Genomic DNA, 23,132 nt, shown 5'->3' on the forward strand with positions numbered 1-23,132 from the left:
TGAAGGTTCCTCACATCCGGAAGACGCCGAAGCCGCCGCGCGCGCCCTCGTAGGGGGCGGTGTGGATGGCGGAGAGGCACAGGCCGAGGACGGTGCGGGTGTCGCGCGGGTCGATGACGCCGTCGTCGTACAGCCGCCCGGACAGGAACATCGGGAGCGACTCGGACTCGATCTGCTGCTCCACCATGGCGCGCAGGGCGGCGTCCGCCTCCTCGTCGTAGGGCCGGCCCTTCGCCGCCGCCGACTGGCGGGCGACGATCGACAGCACGCCCGCGAGCTGCTGCGGGCCCATCACGGCCGACTTGGCGCTGGGCCAGGCGAAGAGGAAGCGCGGGTCGTAGGCCCGGCCGCACATGCCGTAGTGACCGGCGCCGTAGGAGGCGCCCATGAGCACCGAGAGGTGGGGGACGCGGCTGTTGCTGACCGCGTTGATCATCATCGCGCCGTGTTTGATGATGCCGCCCTGCTCGTACTCCTTGCCGACCATGTAGCCGGTGGTGTTGTGCAGGAAGAGCAGCGGGATGTCGCGCTGGTTGGCGAGCTGGATGAACTGGGCGGCCTTCTGGGACTCCTCGCTGAAGAGGACCCCCTGGGCGTTGGCCAGGATGCCGACGGGATAGCCGTGGAGCGCGGCCCAGCCGGTGGTCAGGCTCGTCCCGTACAGCGGCTTGAACTCGTCGAAGTCGGAGGCGTCGACGACGCGGGCGATGACCTCGCGCGGGTCGAAGGGGCTCTTCAGGTCGCCGGGGACGACGCCGAGGAGTTCGTCGGCGTCGTACTTGGGCGGCTCGGCCGGGCCGGGATCGCCGTACGCCTTGCGGTGGTTGAGGCGGGCGACCACGCGGCGGGCCTGCCGGAGCGCGTCGTGCTCGTCGACGGCGAAGTAGTCGGCGAGGCCCGACACGCGCGCGTGCATCCCGGCGCCGCCCAGGGACTCGTCGTCGCTCTCCTCCCCCGTGGCCATCTTCACCAGCGGCGGACCGCCGAGGAACACCTTCGCCCGCTCCTTGACCATGATCACGTGGTCGGACATGCCGGGGATGTAGGCGCCCCCGGCGGTGGAGTTGCCGAAGACGACCGCGAGGGTGGGGATCCCGGCGGCGGACAGCCGGGTGAGGTCCCGGAAGATGGCGCCCCCGGGGATGAAGATCTCCTTCTGGGAGGGCAGGTCGGCGCCGCCGGACTCGACCAGGCTGATGCAGGGCAGCCGGTTGGCGAGGGCGATGTCGTTCGCGCGCAGGGCCTTCTTCAGCGACCAGGGGTTGCTCGCTCCCCCGCGCACTGTCGGGTCGTTGGCCGTGATCAGGCACTCCACTCCCGCGACGACACCGATACCGGTGACGAGGGAGGCACCGACGGTGTGGTCGCTGCCCCAGGCGGCCAGCGGGGACAGCTCCAGGAAGGGCGTGTCGGGGTCGAGGAGCAGCTCGACGCGTTCGCGGGCGAGGAGTTTGCCGCGCCTGCGGTGCCGCTCGACGTACTTCTCGCCGCCGCCCGCGAGGGCCTTGGCGTGCTCGGCGTCGAGTTCGGCGAGTTTGGCCAGCATGGTCTCGCGGTTGGCCCGGTACTCCGGGCTGCCCGGGTCGAGCGCGGAGGTCAGGACGGTCACAGGAGGGCCTCCGGTATGTCCAGATGGCGGGAGCGCAGCCATTCGCCGAGGGCCTTGGCCTGCGGGTCGAAGCGGTGCCGAGCGGCGACGCCCGCGCCGAGGAGCCCTTCGACGACGAAGTTGAGGGCGCGGAGATCGGGCAGGACGTGCCGGGTGACCTTCAGCGGCCGGCTCTCGGGGATCAGCTCCCGGAACCGGTCGGCCGTCAGCTCGTGCGCGAGCCAGCGCCAGGCGTCGTCCGTGCGGGCCCAGACACCGACGTTGGCGTCGCCGCCCTTGTCGCCGCTGCGGGCGCCCGCGACGAGTCCGAGGGGGGCGCGCCGGGCGGGCCCGGGCGGCAACGGCTCGGGCAGCGCGGGCTCCGGCACGTCGTCGAGTACGAGGGTGTCCTGGGGCGGCGGCACCGGAACCCGGCGCCCATCATGGAGGACGGCCACATGGTCGACGGCCCCATGGGGGACGTACACAGCCTCGAAGACCCCATAGGGCGAGCCCTTTCCTGGGGGTGCCAGCACATGGAAGCCGGGGTAACTGGCGAGCGCCAGCTCCACGGCCGCCCCGCTCAGGGCCCGCCCGACCACCTCTTGGTCGGGGTCCCGTACGACGAGCCGCAACAGCGCGCTCGCCGTCTCCTCGCTCGGGGCGTCGGGCCGGTCGGTGCGGACCAGCTCCCAGCGCACCTCGGCGGCCTTGCCGAGGGCGGGTTCCAGCTGCTCCCGCACCAGGGCGGCCTTGGCCTCGACGTCGAGGCCGGTGAGCACGAAGACGACCTCGTTGCGGAAGCCGCCGAGCCTGTTGAGGCCGACCTTGAGGGTGGGCGGCGGCGCCTCACCGCGCACGCCCTCGATCCGCACCCGGTCGGGCCCGTCCTGGCCGAGCCGCACGGTGTCGAGGCGGGCGGTGACGTCGGGCCCGGGATACCGCGCCCCGGCCGTCTCGTACAGCAACTGGGCGGTGACCGTGCCGACGTCGACGAAGCCGCCGGTGCCGGGGTGCTTGGTGATGACGCAGCTGCCGTCCTCGTGGAGCTCGGCGAGCGGGAAGCCGGGCCGGCGGACGTCGCCGTCCCGGAAGAAGGCGTAGTTGCCGCCGGTGGCCTGCGCCCCGCACTCCAGCACATGCCCGGCGACGACGGCCCCCGCGAGCCGGTCGAGGTCCGTCTCCTGCCACCCGAAGTGGGCGGCGGCCGGCCCGGTGACCAGTGCCGCGTCCGTCACCCGCCCGGTGACGACGATGTCGGCGCCGGCCCGCAGACAGGCCGCGATCCCGAAGCCGCCGAGGTAGGCGTGGGCGGCGAGGCTGCCGGGGTTCGCGGCGGTGAGGTCGTCGCCCTCCACATGTGCGACGCGCACGGGGATGCCGAGCCGGTCGGCCAAGTGCCGTACGGCGTCGGCGAGTCCGGCCGGGTTGAGCCCGCCGGCGTTGCTGACGATCTTCACGCCCCGCTCGTGGGCGAGCCCCAGGCAGTCCTCCAGCTGCCGCAGGAACGTACGGGCGTATCCGGCGCCGGGGTCCTTCAGCCGGTCCCGTCCGAGGATGAGCATCGTCAGCTCGGCGAGGTAGTCGCCGGTGAGGACGTCCAGGTCACCGCCGGTGAGCATCTCGCGCATGGCGTCGAAGCGGTCGCCGTAGAAACCGGAGGCGTTACCGATGCGGAGGGTCACTGTGCGGCCCCTCCCGGGGGGCGCCCGGTGCCGGGCGGGCCTGCGAAGGCCTGGGCGATGTCCAGCCAGCGGTCGGCGTCGGGGCCGTCGGCGCGCAGGGCGAGGTCGGCGCGGTGGGCGCGCTGGGTGACCAGGAGGCAGAAGTCGAGGGCGGGGCCGGTGACGCGTTGCGGGGCGTCCTCGGGCCCGTACGTCCACGAGTCGCCGGAGGGGGCTCGGAGTTCAACGCGGAAGGGATCGGACGGCGGAGTCAGCCCGTGCACACCGTAGGCGAAGTCCCGGGTCCGTACCCCGAGCCAGGCCACATGCCGCAGCCGGTCGGTGGGTGGGCGCACCACACCGAGGGCGTCGGCCACGTCCTGACCGTGGGCCCAGGTCTCCATAAGACGGGCCGTCGCCATGGAGGCGGCCGACATGGGTGGGCCGTACCAGGGGAAACGCGCCTTGGGCGGGGCGGCCCGCAGCGCCTCCTCCAGCGCGGTACGGCCGTCGCGCCACCGCGCGAGCAGGTCGGCGGGCGGGAGTCCGGCGTCCTCCTCGGCGCCCTCGTCGACGAAGGAACCGGGTACGGCGAGGGCCTTCTCGACCAGCGCGCGGAAGCCGTCGGCGTCCGTGACGGCGAGCAGGGCCGAGCGGTCCGTCCAGGCGAGGTGGGCGATCTGGTGGGCGACGGTCCAGCCGGGCGCGGGGGTGGCGACCGCCCAGCGCGGCGAGCTCAACCCGGCCACGAGGCGGTCGAGTTCCTCGCTCTCCTCACGCAGGTCGTCGATCACGGACGTCGGATCGGACACGGGCGCTCCCCTCGGGGCACGGCGGTGTGCGGGGGTGGTGCGGTGTGCTGAGGAGCATGGCAGCGGAGCCAGAAACAATCAAGCGTGCTTGCATGAAACTGTGCGGTGGCTTGAAGGGTGTGCTCTGACGGCGCGATCAATACACTCTGGGACGCGCTCGTTCACTTGGTCGCGCACGGGTCACGCATCGGGGGAGACACAAGGATGAGCAACTGGAACCCGGGCGGGCAGCCGCCGCCGTACGGCCCGCACGGCGGGCAGCAGCCGTACCCGCCGCCCTCTCCTGGGCCGTACCCGCCGGCCCCTCCTGGGCCGTACCCGCCACCTCCGCCCGGCCCCTATGGGCCGCCGCAACCGCCACCGGGCGGAGGCGGTGGCTATGCGCCACATGTGCCGCACCCCTACATCCCCCACCCGATGCCACCGCAGGCGCCGCCGCCCGGCCCCTTCACACGGCTGCGGCGGCGGATCGGCCCCATCCACACCGCACGCCGGGTCTTCAAGCCGTCCCGGCCGGACCTCGTCGAGGATCCGTTCATCGCGCGCATGCAGAAGATCCGCACCCTCGTGGGACTCGGCGCGGTGGTGTGGGTGTCGGTGACCTACAAGATCACCAATTCCGTCCGGGGCGTCGCGGACGACCGGTTCCAGCAGTCGTGGCTCAGCGTGCTGGTGCTGTCTGTGACGCTCCCGGTGGTCGTGGGCGTCCTGACGGCCCTGACGGCTCCGGCCGCCCGCCGGGACCTGCTGCGCAGGGCCGCGAAGTCGTTCGGCGCGATCCTGGCCCTCATCGCCGGGGTCTTCGTCTTCCCGGCGACCATGCTCACCGGCTTCTTCGACGTGAAGTCCGCGACCGGCCCGGTGATGACCGTGGTCACGTGGGTGGTCACCGCGTTCATCCTGGTGTGGGTGACGCCGTTCATCTTCTGGGGCATCGGCCTGGCTCTGATCCACGTGTTCCGCACGTCCGACATCCACCAGACCATGCCGCCGCTTCTCGCCATGACGCTGGTCTGGGAGATGGCGCTGATCGACGTGTTCACCGGGGCCTATGCGGGCGTGCCGGTGCCCGTGCGCGCGGTGTTCATGCTCGGGGCCCCGCTGTCCGTGACGGCGGTCGGGTTGTGGGAGCTGCGGCGGCTGCGGGTGCGTTACGGGATCACGGTGCGGGGGGTGTTGGTGCGCTAGGGGTCTGGAACTGACGGACGTCATTGACAGGTGGGTCTCCCGTCCCCAGAAGCGCTGCCGCCAGGAGCTACGGAGCAGGAGTGTGAGCGCGCAGGGCTGCTGTGAACCACGTGAACACGGGAGCCAGGCTGGGCGGGACGGGCCATCCGTTGATGACGGCCAGCAGGTGCCAGTAGCGCTCCGCGCGGGGGTCGTCGGCGATCTCCAGGCGTGTCAGCAGCCAGTGGCGCAAGTCGGCGTCGTCGGCGCGGCCGAAGGTTTGCGCGTAACGGGCGGTAAGGGCGTCGATGATCGGTGCGGCAGCGGCCGAGGCCGGAGCGATGCCGGCATCGAGGGCGCGGCCGACGCTGTCGCGGACCGTCTCGGTGAGGTCGTGGTGCAAGCCGGTGGCGTCGCCTCGGGCGCGCTCGGCCGCCTGGTACTCGGCCATGCGGCGGGCGGCGGCGCGGAAGTCGGGGTCCTGGGTGAGTTCGGCGAGTTCCACCCAGGCGTCGACCTGCTCGGGCTCGGGGTCGTCCGGCAGGTCGGACATGGCCGAGCGCATCATGTCGACGAAGTCGGCGTTGGCGTCGAACCTGCCGAAGGTGTCGTCGATGAAGTCGGTGACGAGGCGTCGGCGTTCGTCGTCGGAGAGCTTGGCAAGCTTGTGCATGAGGTCCATTTCCTCGGGAGTGGAGCCTCGTTTGGCAACCGCTCGCAGCACCGCGCGTCGCAGTCGGAGGGTGCGGATCTGCACCTCCAGGGCATCGGCGTGTGCGGCCGCGACCTCCGGCACCGAGACCTCCCGGTCCAGCACCTGCCGGATGACGGCGAGGTCGAGTCCCAGGTCACGCAGGGTGCGCACCAGATCCAGGCGCGCCAGTGCGCCGATGTCATAGAGACGGTAGCCAACCGGGCTGCGGTCCGTAGGCGGCACGATCCCGGTGTCGGAGTAGAACCGAATGGTCTTGACCGTCAGCCCGGTCCGCCGGGCCAGGGCCCCGATCGTGAAGAGCGTGTCGCCGTCCATGCCTGCACCTTCGTGCCTCCCCCTACGGGAGACTCAAGCCCGGTCTCCCCGCAGACGTCAGCTGTCGATGTCGAGCGCCGTCCCGTACAGCCGGTCCACGTGCAGCCGGACGACCACCCGGTGTTCGGCCACCAACTGCTCCAGGAACACATCTTCGTCCTGCGGCCTGGCCTCCTCCGGGATGATCCCGAGCAGTTCCCGCCCGACCTCGTCGCCGGGGACCGTCGTGACGTCGGACACCTCGGCCTCGCCCTCCGCGACGGCGAACGACCACACGTCACCGCCCTGCACATGCAGCGCCGCGCGCGGATCGTGGCGCAGCTGCCTGACCTTGACACGGTCGGCCGTCGTAGAGAACCGCACGATCCGGGCCTCGGCGTCCCAGCTGTAGACCATGGTGGTCAGATGGGGCCGGCCGTTGCGCTTGACGGTGGCCAGAGTGCCGAACTGCTGCTTGCCGAGCAGGGCGGAGAGGGCTTCGTCGGACAGCGGGCGGGGCGCCGGACGTTGGGTCATGACCAGGTCAACTTCGCCGCCCACGCGGATATTTCACGTCCCGCGTCCGATCGCCGTTAGTGTGGCTCGGCATGGGGGCAGGCGTGGGCGTGGACGTGGGGAACGGGATGGTGGTCGTTCCGCCGGGGCGGGTGACGCTGTCCGACCGGCGGACGCAGCGGAGTTGGGCGGCCGACGTCGCGTCGTTCCGGATGTCGGCGTTCCCCGTCACTCAGGCCTGGTACGCCCAGGTCACCGGCGAGCGGCCGAGTGCCGCCCACGGCGAACGGCTGCCCGTGGAGGGCGTGTCGTGGTGGGACGCGGTCCGGTTCTGCAACGCGCTGTCCCGGGCGGAGGGGCTGACGCCCGTGTATCGCCTGCGCGAGGGCTCCGAGTCGGTCGGCCTGGACGCCTCCGGCGACGGGTACCGGCTGCCGACCGAGGCCGAGTGGGAGCACGCCTGCCGGGCCGGCGGCAGCGGGCCGCGGTACGGGCGGCTCGACGACATCGCCTGGTACCGCGGCACCTCCGAGGAGCGGATCCGTCCCGTGGGCGGCAAGCAGCCCAACGCGTGGGGCCTCTACGACATGCTGGGCAATGTCTGGGAGTGGTGCTGGGACGTCTACGACGCCGAGGTCTACGGCACCTACCGGGTGCTGCGGGGCGGCGGCTGGGCCGACGAGCACTGGAGCTGCCGTGCTTCCGTACGGCGCCGCAGTCATCCGACGTTCCGGATCGACGACGTGGGATTCCGCGTCGCGCGATCGCAGTGAACGCGTCCCGGTCGCTCTAGCCTTCCAGCCCCGTACCCTCCAGCGCCGCCGCCTTCCGGCGGCCGCGGCCGCGGCCGACCTGGGTCCGTACCGCTCCCATGCTCGCCGCGATGACGAGGGCGATCGCGGCGGCCTCCAGGGCGGTGAGGGTCTGGTCGAGGAGGAGGAAGCCGGCCGTCGCCGCGATGGCCGGTTCCAGGCTCATGAGGATCGCGAAAGTGGAGGCCGGCAGGCGGCGCAGGGCGAGGAGTTCGAGGGTGTAGGGCAGGACCGAGGAGAGCAGGGCCACCGCCGCGCCGAGGCCCAGCGTCACCGGGTCGAGCAGCTTCGTCCCCGACTCGGCGATGCCCAGGGGCAGGAACAGGACCGCCCCGACCGCCATCGCCAGTGCCAGGCCGTCCGCCTGCGGGAAGCGGCGGCCCGTACGGGCGCTGAAGATGATGTAGGCCGCCCACATGGCGCCGGCCCCCAGGGCGAAGGCCGCTCCTGTGGGGTCGAGGCCGCTGAAGCCTCCTCCGCCGAGGAGGAAGACGCCGGCGAGGGCGAGGGCCGCCCAGACGACGTTGATCGCGCGGCGGGACGCCAGGACCGAGAGGGCGAGCGGGCCGAGGACCTCGAGGGTGACCGCGGGGCCCAGTGGGATGCGGGCGACGGCCTGGTAGAAGAGGCCGTTCATCGCGGCCATGGTGATGCCGAAGACGACGACCGTGCCCCAGTCGGTGCGCGAGTGGCCGCGCAGCCGCGGCCGGCAGACCAGCAACAGGACGGCCGCGGCCACGAGCAGTCGCAGCGCCACGACTCCGAGGGCGCCCGCCCTCGGCATCAGCATCACCGCCAGCGCACCGCCGAACTGCACGGAGATCCCGCCCGCGAACACCAGGCCCACCGGCCCGAGGGAGCCCAGCCGGCCCGGCCGGCCCGGTCGCCCGGGCCCTGTGGCCGGTGCGCCGGCGGCGTCGGCCGTCGCGGACTGGGGCGTGGTGGCGGTGTCCGGAGTGGTCACGGGCGAATCCTGTGCTCGGCTCGGCTGCGTACGTACACCGTCTTACACATCCGCGTGCATCACGATGTACTGGAGAGTCCAGAGTAATGGACTCGGTCAGCGGCGCGCGAGGTACAGGCTCAGCGCCTTGTACAGCAGCCGGTTGAGCGGGAAGTCCCACTCGCCGAGGTACTCGACGGCCTCGCCGCCCGTGCCCACCTTGAACCGGAGCAGTCCCAGCAGGTGGCTGGACTCCTCCAGCGTGTCGGTGATGCCGCGCAGGTCGTAGACGGCGGCGCCGAGCTCATGGGCGTCCGTCATCATGCGCCACTGCACGGCGCTGCTCGGCTGGACCTCGCGCCGCCGGCTCGTGGAGGCGCCGTAGGAGTACCAGACGTGGTCGCCGACGGTCAGCATCGTCGCCGCGGCGAGTACCTCGCCGTCGTGGTACGCGAGGTAGAGCCGCATACGGTCCGGGTGCTCGGCGGTGAGCGCGCTCCACATGCGCTGGAAGTAGGGCAGCGGGCGCGGGACGAAGCGGTCGCGCTCGGCGGTCTCGGAGTACAGCTCGTGGAAGGCCTGCAGATCCTCGTAGCCGCCGCGTACGACCTTCACGCCGGCTTTCTCCGCCTTGCTGATGTTGCGCCGCCACTGCTGGTTCAGGCCGCCGTGGATGTCCTCCAGCGTCCGTCCGGCGAACGGCACCTGGAAGACGTACCGGGGCTGTCCCGCGGCGAAGCCGTCCTCGCCGCCGGGTTCGGTCTGCCGCCAGCCCATGCGGCGCAGGGTGTCCGCGACCTGGCCGGCACGCGGTTCGAACGATGTCGCCCGCACGTCGCGCAGCCGCCGGGCGGCCGGGTCCGCGATCGCCGCCTTGACCGCCTCGGCGCTCCAGCGGCGCACCACGACGGGCGGGCCCATCCGCACCGCGAAGGCGCCCCGTCTCCCGAGGTGGGCGACCATCGGCTCCAGCAGACGTTCGAGGCCGGGCTCGTGCCAGTCGATGAGGGGGCCCTCGGGCAGGTACGCCAGGTACCGCGGCAGTCCCGGCAGCTTCGGCCCGGGCAGCGGGCGCAGCAGCACCAGTCCCGCGCCGACGAGCTGCCCGGACGCGTCGAACCAGCCGAGGCTCTCCGCAAGCCAGTCGGGCTTCACCTCGCCCCACGACGGGATCTGCGTGTGGCTGGCGGAGGGGCGAGCCGCGACGAACGCGAGATGCTCGTCACGGGTGATCGGCTGGACGCGGACGCTCATGCGCGGGCTCCTTCGAATGGCTGGTCCCGTGAGCCTAGGAGCGGCTTCGCCCCTGCCCCGGCTCAGACACTCGGGTCGGCCCGTGCCGTGGCCCGAACGCCTCAAGCACGTCCGTACCGCCTCCAGAACGTCCCTGTCGGTCACGCGGGCGTGAAGGCGGCGATCAATATCAGCCGTCCGGCCATCAGGATCAGCCGTCCCCCTCCAGCGCCGCCGCCAGCACCTCCGCCAGGTGCCTGCCCCGCACGCCCGCCAGCTGCTCCAGCTGCGTGCGGCAGGAGAAGCCGTCCGCCAGGACCACCGTGCCGTCCGGGGCGTCCCGTACCGATGGCAGGAGCTGTTCCTCCGCGCACGCGGCGGACACCTCGTAGTGGCCCTTCTCGAAGCCGAAGTTTCCCGCGAGGCCGCAGCAGCCGCCGCTCAGTTCGCCGGTGAGCAGCGCGGCCCGGCGCAGCCGGCGGTCGGCGGCGTCGCCCAGCACCGCGTGCTGGTGGCAGTGCGTCTGGCCGGCCACCGGGCGGTCCAGGCGCGGCGGTGTCCAGTCGGGGGCGTGGCGTTCCAGCGTCTCCGCGAAGGTGAGGACCTTGGCGGCGAGGCGGGCCGCGCGCGGGTCGTCGTGCAGCAGCTCGGGTACGTCCGTGCGCAGGGCCGCGGCACAGCTCGGTTCCAGGACCACGACCGGGGCGTCGGTCTCCAGCACCGGTTCCATCAGGTCGAGCGTGCGGCGCAGGACCGCTCGGGCGCGGTCCAGCTGTCCCGTCGACACGTACGTCAGCCCGCAGCAGACGTGTCCCCGGCCCCGCAGCAGGGACAGCGGGTCGAGCGCGACCGTCCTGCCGTCGCCCACCGGCGGTTTCGCCATATGCACGGTCGGCGGCAGCGCCACCCGCAGCCCGGCGGCCTCCAGCACCCGCACGGCGGCCTGCCCCACGGAGGGCGAGAGGTACTCGGTGAAGGTGTCGGGCCACAGGACGACCAGGTCGCCCTGCGCGGAGGTCGGTCGCGCCCGTCGCCGCTCCCACCACCGGCTGAACGTCCGGGTCGCCACCCGGGGGATCTCCCGCTCGGGGGCGATACCGCCCAGCCGTTTCGCCGCCCGGGCGAAGGGCCGCAGCCGGGCCAGGGCATTGACCAGCCTGGCCGTGCGCGTACGGGTCACGGCGCGGAGCCACACCGGCAGCCTGCCCATCGCGTAGTGCGCGGCCGGGCGGCGCCGGCCGGCGTAGTGGTGGTGGAGGAACTCCGCCTTGTACGTGGCCATGTCCACCTCCACCGGGCAGTCCGACCGGCAGCCCTTGCAGGACAGGCACAGGTCCAGCGCGTCCCGCACCTCCGTGGAGCGCCAGCCGTCGGTCACCACCTCACCGGCGAGCATTTCGTGCAGCAGCCGGGCCCGCCCGCGCGTGGAGTGCTCCTCGGCGCCGGTCACCCGGAAGGACGGGCACATGACCGAGGAGCCGGACACCGATGCCGTACGGCACTTGGCGACGCCCACGCAGCGCCGTACCGCCGCCGAGAAGTCACCGCCGTCCAAGGGGTAGCCGAAGGCGACGTCGACGGGCTCGCGGGGCAGGACGGAGAAGCGGAGGTCCGCGTCCAGGGGCGCGGGGCGGACCAGCATGCCGGGGTTCAGCAGGTCGTCCGGGTCCCACACCCCCTTCACCCGCTCGAACAGGCCGACCATCTCCTGCCCGTACATCCTGGGCAGCAGCTCCGCCCGCGCCTGCCCGTCTCCGTGCTCCCCGGACAGCGAACCGCCGTGCGCCACCACCAGCTCCGCGAGCTCCTCCGAGAAACGGCGGAACCGGGCGATGCCGGGCTCCGTCAGCAGGTCGAAGTCGATGCGGACGTGGATGCAGCCGTCCCCGAAGTGCCCGTACGGCGTACCGCGCAGCCCGTGCGCGCCGAGCAGTGCCCGGAAGTCCCGCAGATACGCCCCGAGCCGGGCGGGCGGCACCGCGCAGTCCTCCCAGCCGGGCCAGGCCTCCGTCCCGTCCGGCATCCGCGTCGCCGTACCGCTCGCGTCCTCCCGGATCCGCCACAGCGCGCGCTGCCCCGCCGGGTCGGTGACCACCAGGGCGTCCACGCCGTCGGCCGCCCGCACGACCGTCTCCGCACGCGCGCGTGCCTCCTCGGCCGACTCCCCGCCGGTCTCCACGAACAGCCAGGCCCCGCCCCGCGGCAGCGCGGCCGTGGACGGCACCAGGTCCGCCGCCATGCCCTCCACCGTCAGCGGGCGCAGCGGCAGCAGCCCGGCCGCGGCCTCGGCCGCCGCGCTCTCGTCGGCGTAGCCCAGTACGGCCAGCGCACGCGCGCGTGGTGCCTCGACCAGGCCTACGACCGCCTCCGTCAGCACGCCCAGCGTGCCCTCGGAACCGCAGTAGGAGCGGGCCACGTCGGCGCCCCGCTCGGGCAGCAGGGCGTCCAGCGCGTACCCGGAGATGCGGCGGGGCAGTTCCGGGAAGCCGGTGCGCAACCGGGCCAGTTCGCCGTCCACCAGCTGCCGCAGGCCCTCCGGCGCGCCGGACCAGTTCCGCCCGAGCCGCAGTCGGCGCCCGCGCGCGGTGATCACGTCCAGCTCGCGCACACTGTCCGCGGTCGTCCCCCAGGCCACCGAGTGCGAGCCGCACGAGTTGTTGCCGATCATGCCGCCGAGCGTGCACCGGCTGTGCGTGGAGGGGTCGGGCCCGAACCGCAGCCCGTGCGGGGCCGCCGCCTCCTGGAGCCGGTCGAGCACCAGCCCCGGCTGCACGACGGCCGTACGCGCCTCGGGATCCAGCGACACGAGACGGTTCATGTAACGGGTGAAGTCCAGCACCACCCCCGTACCGGTCGCCTGCCCCGCGATCGACGTGCCCCCGCCCCGCGCCACCACCGGCACGCCGTGGGCCCGGCACACCTCCAGCACGCCGGCGACGTCGTCGGCGTCGCGCGGGGCGACGACGCCGAACGGGACCCGGCGGTAGTTGGAGGCGTCCATCGTGACCAGTGCCCGGGAGGTGACGTCGAAGCGGACGTCACCTCGGACGGCCCTGCGCAGCCCGACCTCAAGATCCGTCATAGGTCCAGCAAACCAGGCCCGGACCGACACGGAACCCGTCTCATCCGACGGACCACGTTTCGCCCGGGTTTCCTCACCGGCTAACCTCCAGAGCGTGGCTGAGATCCAGATTCCCGCTGACATCAAGCCCGCCGACGGACGATTCGGCGCTGGCCCCTCCAAGGTGCGTACGGAGGCGCTGGACGCCCTCGCCGCCACCGGTACCTCCCTCCTCGGCACCTCCCACCGCCAGGCCCCCGTCAAGAACCTGGTCGGCAAGGTGCGCGAGGGCATCAGTGAGCTGTTCCAGCTCCCCGACGGCTACGAGGTGATCCTCGGCAACGGCGGCTCCACCGCGTTCTGGGACATCGCGACGCACGGCCTGATCGAGAACAAGTCGCAGCACCTCAGCTTCGGCGAGTTCTCCTCCAAGTTCGCCAAGGCCGCCAAGCTCGCGCCCTGGCTGGCCGAGCCGGACGTCATCTCCAGTGACCCGGGCACGCACCCCGAGCCGGTCGCCGAGGCGGGTGTCGACGTCTACGCCTTCACCCACAACGAGACCTCGACCGGTGTCGCCATGCCGATCAAGCGCGTGGCCGGCGCCGACGAGGGCGCCCTGGTCCTCGTGGACGCCACCTCCGGTGCCGGCGGCCTCCCCGTCGACATCGCCGAGACGGACGTCTACTACTTCGCCCCGCAGAAGTCCTTCGCCTCCGACGGCGGCCTGTGGATCGGCGTCTTCTCCCCGGCCGCGATCGAGCGCGCCGAGCGCGTCCACGCCTCCGGCCGGCACGTCCCCGAGTTCTTCTCGCTGCCGACGGCGATCGACAACTCCCGCAAGAACCAGACGTACAACACCCCGGCCGTCGCCACCCTGTTCCTCCTCAACGAGCAGCTGGAGTGGATCAACGGCCAGGGCGGCCTGGACTGGTCGGTGCGCCGCACCGCCACGTCCGCGCGGACGCTGTACGGCTGGGCCGAGGACGTCAAGTTCGCGAACCCGTTCGTCACCGACCCGGCCAAGCGCTCCCAGGTCATCGGCACGATCGACTTCACGGACGAGGTGGACGCCGCCGCCGTCGCCAAGGTCCTGCGCGCCAACGGCATCGTCGACACCGAGCCCTACCGCAAGCTCGGCCGCAACCAGCTGCGCGTCGCGATGTTCCCGGCGATCGACCCGGCGGACGTCGAGGCCCTGACGAAGTGCGTCGACTACGTGATCGAGAAGCTCTGATCTTCTCCCGCAGACCGTGAGGGGCGCCCGGCGGACCGGGCGCCCCTCGCGTCATGTCAGGCGCATTTCACGCGGTGCGCTCAGACCCCGGACCCCAGGATCCCGCGCAGGGTGTCGCCGACCGTCGCGACGGCCGACTGCCCCGTGCTCGGCGTCTTGCCCGCGGTGGCCTGCGGCTTCGGGTCGGGCAGCTTCTTGCAGACCGCGTCGGCCACGCCGCTGCCGTGCGGCACCTTGCCGCTGGTGAGGTACGTCGCCAGGTACTTGTCGAGGCAGGCGTTGCCGCTCAGCGTGATGCCGTGGTTGCCGCCGCCCTGCTCCACCACCAGGCTGGAACCCTTCAGCAGCCGGTGCATGGTGACACCGCCCTGGTACGGGGTGGCCGCGTCGTCCGTCGCCTGGAACAGCAGCACCGGCGGGAGCTTGGTGTTGGTGACGTTCACCGGCTTCATCGACTTCGTCGGCCAGAACGCGCACGGCGCGTTGTACCAGGCGTTGTTCCAGGCCATGAACGGCGCCTTCTCGTACACCGCCCAGTTGTCCTTGCGCCACTGCTTCCAGTCGCGCGGCCAGGACGCGTCACGGCACTGCACCGAGGTGTAGACGCTGTAGCCGTTGTCGCCGGAGGCGTCGATGGCGGCGATGTTGTCGTACGCCTTGACCAGCGCGGCGGTGTCCTTCTTGTTGACGTACGCCGCGAACGTCTGGGCGAGGGTGGGCCAGTAGGCGTTGTTGTAGCCGCCGGGTATGAAGATGTCCTCCAGTTCGGAGGCGCCCACCTTGCCGCCCGCCGGCTTCTTGGCCAGGGCCGCCCGCATGGCGTACCACTTGGCCTCGACCTTCTTCGGGTCGGTGCCGAGCTTGTACGTGGAGTCGTACTTGGCGATCCACGCCATGAGCGCCTTGTGGCGCTTGTCGAAGGCGTAGTCCTGCTGGATGTTGTCCTCGTACCAGACCCCGGTCGGGTCGACGATCGAGTCCAGCACCAGGCGCCGCACCCGCTCGGGGAACAGCTTGGCGTAGACCGAGCCGAGGTAGGTGCCGTACGAGTAGCCGAAGTAGTTGATCTTCTTGGCGCCGAGGGCCTTGCGGATCGAGTCCATGTCCTTCACGGCGCTGACCGTGTTGATGTACGGCAGGACGTCCGCGTACTTCTTGCCGCAGGCCTGGGCGAAGGACTTGGCGCGGTCGAGGTTGGCCTTCTCCAGCGCGGGCGTGCTGGGCACGGAGTCGGGGCGCACCGGGTCGAAGTGCCCCGGCTTGCAGTCCAGGGCGGGCTGGCTCTTGCCCACTCCGCGCGGGTCGAAGCCGACGACGTCGTACTGGGCCGCGACCTCCTTCGGCAGGGAGGACGCCACGAAACCGGCCAGCGTCAGGCCGCTGCCGCCGGGGCCGCCGGGGTTGACCAGCAGCGGTCCCTGGTACGTCTTGGCGGTGTGCGGCACGCGCGACAGCGCCAGCGTGATCTGCTTCCCTTGCGGCTTCGCGTAGTCGAGGGGCACCTTCACCGACGCGCACTGGAGCGTCGGGTAGTCCTCCGTGCCGCACTTCTTCCAAGTGACCTTCGCGGCCTGGGTGTTCGCGGAGGGCGGCGCGCTGGCGCTGGCGGGGACGGCGGTGAGCGTCCCGGCCAGGACGACGGTCGCACCGCACAGGACGGCTGCGCTTCTTCTCATGGAGTTCTCTCAGAGACGGTGAGGGGGGTCAGGACCGCGTGTCACGCGGTCCGTGCCGCATCGTTTCGGAAGAGCACGCCATGCAAGTACTTATTCGACCAAGACTTGACCGAATCGAGTCATCCTCTGCGCCCAAATCCACTGAAAACAGGGGTTGTTGGACTACAGCGAACACCCGCCGGAAGAGCGCAGGTCGCGATGAGAGGGGCGCCCGGAATACCCAAGCGCCCCTGGCAGGTCAGCCCGCGAGGGGCGGGAGGAGGCCTGTGCTCTGGTCCTGCCCTCCCTCCGACACCTGGCCGTCGCACCGGGTCTCCGTCGTGGTGTTCTGGGGCCCGAACAGGACGGTCCAGACGACCCCTTCGATCCCCTGCCGCTCAGTGCGGGACGTGTAGCACGAAGAACTCTGGCCATCTTTGCGGTCCGGCGGCGCAGCCGAGTCGGCCGCCACGGGTGCGGCGGAGGTCAGGGCTGCTGCGAGGACGATGACAGCCGCACCGGCCGAGTGGGCGAGGGATCGGGGCATACAGTGCAATCGCGGAGTTTTCATGATCACACATTGAGCGGAAAAGCGCCCGGGAGGAAGGCTGACGGCCCTTCGGCCCGGCAACTCAACCCGATTGTGCGAACCGGCGAGGAGGCTCGGGCAGGCGGGCGCGGAAAAGGACCACGTCAGAACGGTCACGGCCCCCGGTGAACCGGATGAGCCATTAGGCGTAGCGGGCCGCGGCAGGCAAGCTCACGTCCGGCGGGTGGAGGGCTGGGCGGGCAGCACCACGTCTCCACTGCGCTTGAGCCGCTGCCACGGCAGTCGGTAGCCGTTGATCGCGGTGAGGCAGGCCTGGGCCAGGACCAGGTACATCACCTGACGGTAGACGACCTGCTGGAGAGGCAGCGCCCACAGCGGCCGGAGCCTCTCGCCGTCGAGACGGAAGGCGTACACGGCGCAGACGGCCTGCACCGCCAGCACGCCGCTCCAGGCCAGCACGGTGGTGCGCGGGTTCCCGAACACCAGGCCGTAGACGGCCAGTATGTCGATCAGCGGGGCGAGCAGCGGGGTGAAGATCTGGAAGACGGCCAGCAAGGGCAGACCGATGCGGCCGAAGTGGCCCCCGTGGCCACGCTCGAACAGCGCGTGCCGGTGCTTCCACGTGGCCTGCATCGTGCCGTAGCTCCATCGGTAGCGCTGGCGCCACAGCTGCCGCAACGAGGACGGCGCCTCGGTCCAGGCGAGTGCGTCCGGCGCGTAGCGGACCTCCCACCCGGCCCGGTGCAGGGCCATGGTGATGTCGGTGTCCTCGGCGAGGGTGTCCGCACTCATCATTCCGGCGTCCCGCAGGGCCTCGGCGCGGAACGCCCCCACGGCACCGGGGATGGTGGGCAGGCAGCGCAGCAGGTCGTACATGCGGCGGTCGAGGTTGAAGCCCATGACGTACTCGATGTGCTGCCACCGGCCGAGCAGCCGCCGGCGGTTGCCGACCTTGGCGTTGCCCGCGACGGCACCGACGCGGGGGTCGGCGAACGGCTGGACGAGGCGGCCGACGGTCGAGGGGGCGAAGACCGTGTCGGCGTCCAGCATGACGACGATGTCGTGGGTGGCCCGCAGGACGCCGGTGTTGAGGGCGGAGGGTTTGCCGCCGTTGGGCCGGCGGATGACGGTGACGTTCGCGAGGGCGAGTGACTGCGCGATGTCGGCGGTGCCGTCGCGGGACCCGTCGTCCACGACGATGATCTCGACGGGATGGTCGCTCGCGGCGAGGGAGCGGAGTGTCTTGGCGATGCACAGCTCCTCGTTGTAGGCGGGTATGACCACGCTGACGGGCCGGGTGACGGGCCCGTACCGGTCGCTGTCGGGGCGCCGTTGACGGCGGGCGTGGTGACGGGCCAGGACGAGCAGGAGCACACAGCGTGCGAGGACGAGCGAACCGACCACCAGCAGCAGCACGCTGACGGCCGACACCGCTGTCCCCGACACGGTCACGGCGGCCACGAAGATGCGGCCGCTCCACCGGTCCGCCGTGTCGACGGGGCTGGTGAAACTGTCGGTGCCCACGAGGTCGGCGAGGGTGGTGAAGCGATAGCCCTGGGCCTTCAGCCGGGGGATCAGGGTCTTGAGGGCTTCGACCGTCTGTGATCTGTCCCCGCCCGCGTCGTGCAGGAGGACGACCGCGCCCCTGCCCGGCACTCTCGGGGTGGCCGCGTCGGCGATCGCCCGGGCGCCCGGCCGCCGCCAGTCGTTGGTGTCCTGGTCGATGAACGCCAGGACGTAGCCCTTCTCCCCCAGCCGCCGCGCCACGGACCACTCCGAGTCGTCGAGGGCGGAGGGGACCGAGGAGTAGGGCATCCGCATCAGCGACGTGTTGATGCCCGCGGCCCCCGCGAGGGCGAGTTGGGTCAGCGCCAGCTCGCGGTCGACGGCGCTCGCGGACCGGGTGGCCAGGTCCGGGTGGGAGAAGGTGTGCACGCCGATCTCGTGGCCGGAGCGCACCACACGGCGCAGGACTCCCGGGTGCCGGGCGGTCTGCTGCCCGGTGACGAAGAAGGTGCCGGGCGTGCCGTAGTGGTCGAGAACGGCCCGTATGCGGGGCGTCCAGGTGGGGTCGGGGCCGTCGTCGAAGGTCAGGACGACGGTCTTGTCCGGCGTGCGGTACGTCCGCTGGTGACCGTCGGTGATGTCGACGACCGGACCGCCGGTGGTGATCCTGCCGGGGACGCCGGTGGCCGGTCGTCCGCCGCGCCCTTCCTGGTCACCGGCGAAGCCCCTGGTGGTGTATCCCTCGACGAGGAGGACCGAGGCGACGAAGGCCAGCAGGACGAGGGGAACGACGATCCGGAAGCGGTGCCGCGGCGACAGGGGTGCTCGCGTCCGCCGCGGGCCGGGCGACCTCGCAGAGCGGCCGGGTGACCGGTCGGGGCGCCGCCGCATCAGGGGGCCTCAACCACCGATGGGTCGGAGGGCGGGGGTTCGGCAACGCCACCGGGCGGTGCCGGTGGAACGGTCGCCGGCCCTGTGGGCAGGGGCGTGGGTGGCGGCGTCGGCGCCGGGGGCTCGGGGACCGGTGAGGCGGGTGGCGGCGTCGGCGCTGGAGGCGCCGGGGCGGGTGGGGCCGGTGGGGCACTGGTCTGCGGAGCAGGTGCGGGCGGGGGCGGCGGCGAGGCGGGAGTGCTGCCCGTGCCGGGTGCGGGGGCGGGAGCGGGAGGATCATCGGGGGCCGTGGGCTGCGCCGGTGGGAGTGGCGTTTGTGCCGTTGGTGCCTCTGGTTCTGGTGTGTCAGGAGGTGCCGGTGTGCTGGCCGGCGCCGGCGGGTTCCCGGGCACAAGGGGCGGAGCAAGCGAAGGGCCGGGCGCGGTGAACTGCGGAATGAGCAGGGTGCTCGGTCCGGCCGCGGCCGAAGGACCGGCCGGGGGCGGAGGGCTTTCCGGCGGCGCCGAGGGGGTCCGGCCCGGGGTGCGGGGTTCCGGTGCGGCAGGCGCCGCTATGTCACCGGGCAGGATCGCCTCCGGCGCGAAGGGCGTTGCTCCCAGCAGGCTCAGCCCCAGCACCGCCATGTAACTGGCCGCACAGGCGGCCAGCCCGTAGCCCGCCCGCCGCAGATTCCGTGCACGCCGGCCGGAGGCGTCGACGAACACGGGAAGGCTCGGATCACTCGGCGATTCCTGACCCGTTTGTCCACTCTTGGCACGGTAAAGCACCATAAGGCTCAGCGTACGCCGCCGCCGGGCGGGCCCGTACGGAATCCTCCGCATCAGAAGAAGGGCACAACCGGCGAACAGCCCGGTCAGGTACACGACCAAGTAAGCATGTGATCCGGGGGCGCCCGGCGAGCACCGGGCGCCCCCGTCACACCGGCGTCAGGTCGCCGTGCACGTCACGCTCGGCACGGCCCCGCCCCCGGGAGTACCTCCGAAGCCGAAGCTCGCCGAACCCCCCACCGGCACGCTTCCGTTGTGCGCGGCGTTCGCAGCCGTCACGCCGGTCCCGCTCTGCGTGTACGACGCGTTCCACATGCTGGTGACCTTCTCCGCACCGCTCCACGCCCACGTGACCTTCCAGGACTTCAGCGGCGTGGTGCCCGTGTTGGTCACCTTCACCTCGGCGTTGAAGCCGCCGCCCCAGTCGCTGCTCACCGTGTAGGCGGCGGTGCAGGCAGCCGTGCCACCGGGGTCACCCGGCCCGCCGGGATCCGGCCCGGAACCGCCGCCCTCGAACCCCGGCGCCTTGATCGCCTTGAGGTACCCGTCCTTCGCGGTGTCCACCGTCTGCCAGTCGTCCTTCAGGATCCCTCCCGTGTCACCGGAGTTGGGGTTCCAGGACCAGAACGTCCAGTGGAAGCTGTCGGCGCCGTACCCCGACGTCGAGCGCAGGTACGTCACCAGCGCGGACAGCCACTTCTGGTCCACCGCCGGCTGGAGCGTCGTACCGAACTCGCCGAGCCACACCGGCGCGATGTTCTGCTTGAAGATGTAGCCCCAGTACTTGTCCCAGATCCCCGGCATGTTGGCGGGGAAGGACGGGTCGCTGAACCACGGCTGCTGGGCCACCGACGTGGCGTAGTCGTGGGCCGAGTACACCAGCCGGTTCGGGACGTCCAGCTGGACCGGGTGCTGGGCGACGCCCATGAGGTTGCCGCCCCACCAGCCGTTGGTGCCGTTGTACGACTGCACGCCCTCGACCATGATCAGCAGCTCGGGGTTGACCGAGAGCACGGCGTTGCCCGCGCGCTGGGCGGCCAGCCGCCAGTCCCGGGCCGTGTCGCCGCAGCCCCAGCAGGCGGGGTCGTGGGGCTCGTTGTGCAGGTCGATGCCGACGACGGTGGGGTTGCCCTTGTAGCGCGCCGCCAGGGACTTGAGGTTGGTGATCCAGGTCGACTCGGGGACCGACGGCGTGTACCAGAGTGCCGACTGGCCCGCCGCGTCCGGGCGGTGCCGGTCGAGGACGATCTTGAGGCCGGCCTGTCCGGCGTACGCCACGATCCGGTCCAGGACCTGGAGCGACGTCAGGCCCCGCAGGTCGGTGTTCTTGCCGTCGTGGTTGATGCTGCCGGGCATGGTGCCGGGCTTGAGGATGTCGTCGCCGTAGGGCATCCGGATGGTGTTGTAGCCCAGCGATTTCATCTGGTCGATCATGCTCTTGTAGTCGCGGGCCCACAGGCCGTGGACGACGTGGATGTCGGTCTCGAAGCCGAACCAGTTGACGCCGGCGATACGGACCGGCTGCCCGGCCGCGTCCAGGATCTGCCGGCCGCTGGTGTGCCAGTAGCCGGCGCCGGCCTGCGCGTCGACGTCGGCGTCTGCGTCGGCGTGCGCCGACTGGATACCGGCCAGGGGTAACAGGAGCGCCGCGGCGACGCACAGCGCTCTTCGCAGAGTGCGGAACATGGCTGCTTCCTCTCGGGGGAGGCGCGGCCCCGGAACAGCGATGGGAGCGCTCCCATATGCGCCGCGCACCTCCCAGGAAACTGACGCACCATGAGCACGTCAACCCTCCGGGAGGTGCGCGTTCCGCTCGCCGGCGGCTCCGCTTCCGCTCGTCGGCGGCTCCGCTTCCGCTCGCTACCGGCTCAGCTTCCTGAACCGGCGCACCGCCAGCGGCAGGAAGATCAGCGTCAGGATCACCGGCCACACCCCGGCCATCAGCAGCGCGTGCTGCTCGACCCAGGTGTCGCCGCCGACCGGCGTGCCGAACAGCTCGCGGGCCGCCGCCGCCGTGGAGGAGATCGGGTTCCAGACCGCCACCCAGCCCAGCCAGTCGGGCATGAGCTGTGGCGCGACGAAGATGCTGGAGATCATCGTCAGCGGGAAGGCGACCGCGAACAGGCCGCCCGCCGCCTCCGGGTTGGGCACGAGCAGACCGAGCCACACCCCGATCCAGATCAGCGCGAACCGCAGCCACAGCAGCAGCCCGAACGCGCCCAGGAAGCCGAGGCCCCCGTCCGGCCGCCAGCCCATGGCAAGCGCGGTGAGCATCATGATCGCCAACTCGGCGCAGGCGACGAGCAGATCGGTGACGCCGCGCCCGGCCACCACGGCGGAGGACGCCATCGGCATGGAGCGGAAGCGGTCGATGACGCCCTTGGTGGAGTCGTAGACCACGAGGGTCGCCGTGTTGATGAAGCCGAACGCCATGGTCATCGCGAACATGCCCGGCATCAGGTAGTCGTTGTAGTCCCCGCCGCCCGGCACCTTCATGGCGCTGCCGAAGACATAGCCGTAGAGCAGCACGGAGAGGATCGGGAAGCCCAGCTGCCAGGCGATGTTGACGGGCTGGCGCTGGTAGTGGGTCAGGCCGCGCCGGACGATGTTCCAGCAGTCGGCGAGCAGCCAGTAGGTGCGGCCGCGTGCGGCGGGCGGGCTCAGGTCGATGGCACTCACGCCGCGGCCTCCTTCTCGGTCCGGTGTCCGGTCAGGCGCAGGAACACGTCGTCGAGGCTGGGCCTGCGCAGCCCGATGTCCTCGACGCGGACGCCCTCGTCCTGGAGGGTGCGCGCCACTTCGGTGAGTGCCGTGACCCGGTCCGTGACCGGGGCGTGCACCCGCAACTCGGTCTCGTCCGCCTCGGGTTCGCCGTCCGCGACCCGGGCGACCACCTTCACCACCCGCGGGATCTCGGCCCGCTCGGCGACCACGACCTCGATACGGTCGCCGCCGACCAGGCTCTTCAGTCCGTCCGGGGTGTCGTCGGCGATGGCCCGCCCCTGGTCGATGACGGTGATGCGGGAGGCGAGCTTGTCGGCCTCCTCCAGGTACTGCGTGGTGAGCAGCACGGTCGTGCCGCCCGCCACCAACGCCCGCACGGAATCCCAGACTTCCCCGCGGCTGCGGGGGTCGAGGCCGGTCGTCGGCTCGTCGAGGAAGAGGACGGCCGGGGCGAGGATCATCGACGCGGCGAGGTCGAGGCGGCGCCGCATGCCGCCGCTGTACTTGCCGACGCCCCGGTCGGCGGCGTCGGCCAGGTCGAACTGCTCCAGCAGTTCGGTCGCCCGGAGCCTGGCCCGCTTGCCGCCGAGATGGAACAGCCGGCCGAACATCTCCAGGTTCTGCCGGCCGGTGAGCACCTCGTCCACCGCCGCGTACTGACCGGTGAGCCCGATCCGGGCCCGCACCTCGCGCGGCTGCCGGGCCACGTCAAGACCGGCGACCGTCGCCCTGCCCCCGTCCAGCCGGATCAGCGTGGACAGGATGCGGACGGCGGTGGTCTTGCCCGCCCCGTTCGGTCCGAGCAGGCCGTGCACCGTGCCCTCGCGCACCGCCAGGTCGAAGCCGTCGAGTGCGCGTTTCTCGCCGTACCTCTTCTCCAGCGCCTCGGCCCGCACCGCGTATCCGTCCATGCCGCCCCTCCCCTGTGCTCGTGCCCTGCGTCGCCACTAACTGGGTACAGCGTACCCGATTACGCGTACGCCGTACCCAGTTTTTTGCG

Annotated in this window: 16 protein-coding genes; 3 read left to right on the plus strand and 13 right to left on the minus strand. The window is 71.8% G+C overall.

Annotated elements, in window-relative coordinates:
* Positions 1 to 10: 10 nt before the first annotated feature.
* The 3 genes from ACH4G3_RS30745 to ACH4G3_RS30755 are packed head-to-tail and all read right to left on the minus strand — an operon-like array spanning position 11 to position 4,064.
* Positions 11 to 1,609 carry an acyl-CoA carboxylase subunit beta gene (locus ACH4G3_RS30745; RefSeq protein WP_397627569.1) on the minus strand — a complete coding sequence of 533 codons (1,599 nt, stop codon included), beginning with the start codon at positions 1,607 to 1,609 and terminating at the stop codon, positions 11 to 13.
* The gene (locus ACH4G3_RS30750) at positions 1,606 to 3,219 is read right to left on the minus strand and encodes an acyclic terpene utilization AtuA family protein (protein WP_397627777.1); all 1,614 of its coding nucleotides are present in this window, start codon (positions 3,217 to 3,219) and stop codon (positions 1,606 to 1,608) included. Before ACH4G3_RS30750 ends, ACH4G3_RS30745 begins: the two co-directional genes overlap by 4 nt.
* Before the next feature lie 50 nt (positions 3,220 to 3,269).
* Positions 3,270 to 4,064: a TIGR03084 family metal-binding protein gene (locus tag ACH4G3_RS30755; RefSeq protein ID WP_397627570.1), complete on the minus strand. Its 795-nt coding sequence runs from the start codon at positions 4,062 to 4,064 to the stop codon at positions 3,270 to 3,272.
* Positions 4,065 to 4,481: 417 nt separating this feature from the next.
* Between ACH4G3_RS30755 and ACH4G3_RS30760 the strand changes: the two genes are divergently transcribed.
* Positions 4,482 to 5,252 (plus strand): hypothetical protein, encoded by a 771-nt coding sequence (locus ACH4G3_RS30760; RefSeq protein ID WP_397627571.1) that lies wholly within the window; start codon positions 4,482 to 4,484, stop codon positions 5,250 to 5,252.
* 67 nt (positions 5,253 to 5,319) lie between these two features.
* Here ACH4G3_RS30760 and ACH4G3_RS30765 read toward each other — a convergent pair whose 3' ends face one another.
* Together ACH4G3_RS30765 and ACH4G3_RS30770 are read right to left on the minus strand one after the other, a co-directional pair.
* On the minus strand, positions 5,320 to 6,261 hold the full coding sequence (locus tag ACH4G3_RS30765) for a MerR family transcriptional regulator (protein WP_397627572.1): 942 nt from the start codon (positions 6,259 to 6,261) through the stop codon (positions 5,320 to 5,322).
* A gap of 57 nt (positions 6,262 to 6,318) precedes the next feature.
* Positions 6,319 to 6,777 (minus strand): PPOX class F420-dependent oxidoreductase, encoded by a 459-nt coding sequence (locus ACH4G3_RS30770; protein ID WP_397627573.1) that lies wholly within the window; start codon positions 6,775 to 6,777, stop codon positions 6,319 to 6,321.
* A gap of 71 nt (positions 6,778 to 6,848) precedes the next feature.
* Here ACH4G3_RS30770 and ACH4G3_RS30775 point away from each other — a divergent pair, with 71 nt between their 5' ends.
* The gene (locus ACH4G3_RS30775) at positions 6,849 to 7,529 is read left to right on the plus strand and encodes a formylglycine-generating enzyme family protein (RefSeq protein ID WP_397627574.1); all 681 of its coding nucleotides are present in this window, start codon (positions 6,849 to 6,851) and stop codon (positions 7,527 to 7,529) included.
* Between the two features lie 16 nt (positions 7,530 to 7,545).
* Here ACH4G3_RS30775 and ACH4G3_RS30780 read toward each other — a convergent pair whose 3' ends face one another.
* From ACH4G3_RS30780 to ACH4G3_RS30790, 3 genes are all read right to left on the minus strand, one after another.
* Positions 7,546 to 8,532, minus strand: coding sequence for an EamA family transporter (locus ACH4G3_RS30780; RefSeq protein ID WP_397627575.1), 987 nt, complete (start codon positions 8,530 to 8,532; stop codon positions 7,546 to 7,548).
* Positions 8,533 to 8,628: 96 nt separating this feature from the next.
* Complete coding sequence (locus ACH4G3_RS30785; RefSeq protein ID WP_397627576.1) at positions 8,629 to 9,765, minus strand: lipid II:glycine glycyltransferase FemX; 1,137 nt, start codon at positions 9,763 to 9,765, stop codon at positions 8,629 to 8,631.
* Positions 9,766 to 9,955: 190 nt separating this feature from the next.
* Positions 9,956 to 12,826, minus strand: a complete 2,871-nt coding sequence (locus ACH4G3_RS30790; protein WP_397627577.1) for an FAD-binding and (Fe-S)-binding domain-containing protein — start codon at positions 12,824 to 12,826, stop codon at positions 9,956 to 9,958.
* A gap of 94 nt (positions 12,827 to 12,920) precedes the next feature.
* Here ACH4G3_RS30790 and serC point away from each other — a divergent pair, with 94 nt between their 5' ends.
* Complete coding sequence (gene serC / locus ACH4G3_RS30795) at positions 12,921 to 14,039, plus strand: phosphoserine transaminase (RefSeq protein ID WP_397627578.1); 1,119 nt, start codon at positions 12,921 to 12,923, stop codon at positions 14,037 to 14,039.
* A gap of 80 nt (positions 14,040 to 14,119) precedes the next feature.
* On the opposite strand, the gene ACH4G3_RS30800 is transcribed toward serC, so the two are convergent.
* The 5 genes from ACH4G3_RS30800 to ACH4G3_RS30820 form a co-directional block, all read right to left on the minus strand.
* Positions 14,120 to 15,715: an alpha/beta hydrolase gene (locus tag ACH4G3_RS30800; RefSeq protein ID WP_397627579.1), complete on the minus strand. Its 1,596-nt coding sequence runs from the start codon at positions 15,713 to 15,715 to the stop codon at positions 14,120 to 14,122.
* Between the two features lie 739 nt (positions 15,716 to 16,454).
* Entirely contained in the window at positions 16,455 to 18,641 is a 2,187-nt protein-coding gene (locus ACH4G3_RS30805) for a bifunctional polysaccharide deacetylase/glycosyltransferase family 2 protein (protein ID WP_397627580.1), read from the minus strand.
* A 926-nt stretch (positions 18,642 to 19,567) separates the two neighbouring features.
* Positions 19,568 to 21,094: a cellulase family glycosylhydrolase gene (locus tag ACH4G3_RS30810; protein WP_397627581.1), complete on the minus strand. Its 1,527-nt coding sequence runs from the start codon at positions 21,092 to 21,094 to the stop codon at positions 19,568 to 19,570.
* A 174-nt stretch (positions 21,095 to 21,268) separates the two neighbouring features.
* Entirely contained in the window at positions 21,269 to 22,087 is an 819-nt protein-coding gene (locus ACH4G3_RS30815; RefSeq protein ID WP_397627582.1) for an ABC transporter permease, read from the minus strand.
* On the minus strand, positions 22,084 to 23,043 hold the full coding sequence (locus tag ACH4G3_RS30820; protein ID WP_397627583.1) for an ATP-binding cassette domain-containing protein: 960 nt from the start codon (positions 23,041 to 23,043) through the stop codon (positions 22,084 to 22,086). Before ACH4G3_RS30820 ends, ACH4G3_RS30815 begins: the two co-directional genes overlap by 4 nt.
* Between the last annotated feature and the right edge of the window lie 89 nt (positions 23,044 to 23,132).

This window comes from Streptomyces afghaniensis (assembly GCF_044327915.1).
Lineage (GTDB): Bacteria > Actinomycetota > Actinomycetes > Streptomycetales > Streptomycetaceae > Streptomyces > Streptomyces afghaniensis.

Excerpts from the sequence above, each read along its gene's own strand:
- ACH4G3_RS30750 (WP_397627777.1), bottom strand. The coding sequence starts at position 3,219 with ATGCGCGAGATGCTCACCGGCGGTGACCTGGACGTCCTCACCGGCGAC.
- ACH4G3_RS30760 (WP_397627571.1), top strand. The coding sequence starts at position 4,482 with ATGCCACCGCAGGCGCCGCCGCCCGGCCCCTTCACACGGCTGCGGCGG.
- ACH4G3_RS30765 (WP_397627572.1), bottom strand. The coding sequence starts at position 6,261 with ATGGACGGCGACACGCTCTTCACGATCGGGGCCCTGGCCCGGCGGACC.
- ACH4G3_RS30770 (WP_397627573.1), bottom strand. The coding sequence starts at position 6,777 with ATGACCCAACGTCCGGCGCCCCGCCCGCTGTCCGACGAAGCCCTCTCC.
- ACH4G3_RS30775 (WP_397627574.1), top strand. The coding sequence starts at position 6,849 with ATGGGGGCAGGCGTGGGCGTGGACGTGGGGAACGGGATGGTGGTCGTT.
- ACH4G3_RS30785 (WP_397627576.1), bottom strand. The coding sequence starts at position 9,765 with ATGAGCGTCCGCGTCCAGCCGATCACCCGTGACGAGCATCTCGCGTTC.
- ACH4G3_RS30790 (WP_397627577.1), bottom strand. The coding sequence starts at position 12,826 with ATGACGGATCTTGAGGTCGGGCTGCGCAGGGCCGTCCGAGGTGACGTC.
- ACH4G3_RS30800 (WP_397627579.1), bottom strand. The coding sequence starts at position 15,715 with ATGAGAAGAAGCGCAGCCGTCCTGTGCGGTGCGACCGTCGTCCTGGCC.
- ACH4G3_RS30805 (WP_397627580.1), bottom strand. The coding sequence starts at position 18,641 with ATGCGGCGGCGCCCCGACCGGTCACCCGGCCGCTCTGCGAGGTCGCCC.
- ACH4G3_RS30810 (WP_397627581.1), bottom strand. The coding sequence starts at position 21,094 with ATGTTCCGCACTCTGCGAAGAGCGCTGTGCGTCGCCGCGGCGCTCCTG.
- ACH4G3_RS30820 (WP_397627583.1), bottom strand. The coding sequence starts at position 23,043 with ATGGACGGATACGCGGTGCGGGCCGAGGCGCTGGAGAAGAGGTACGGC.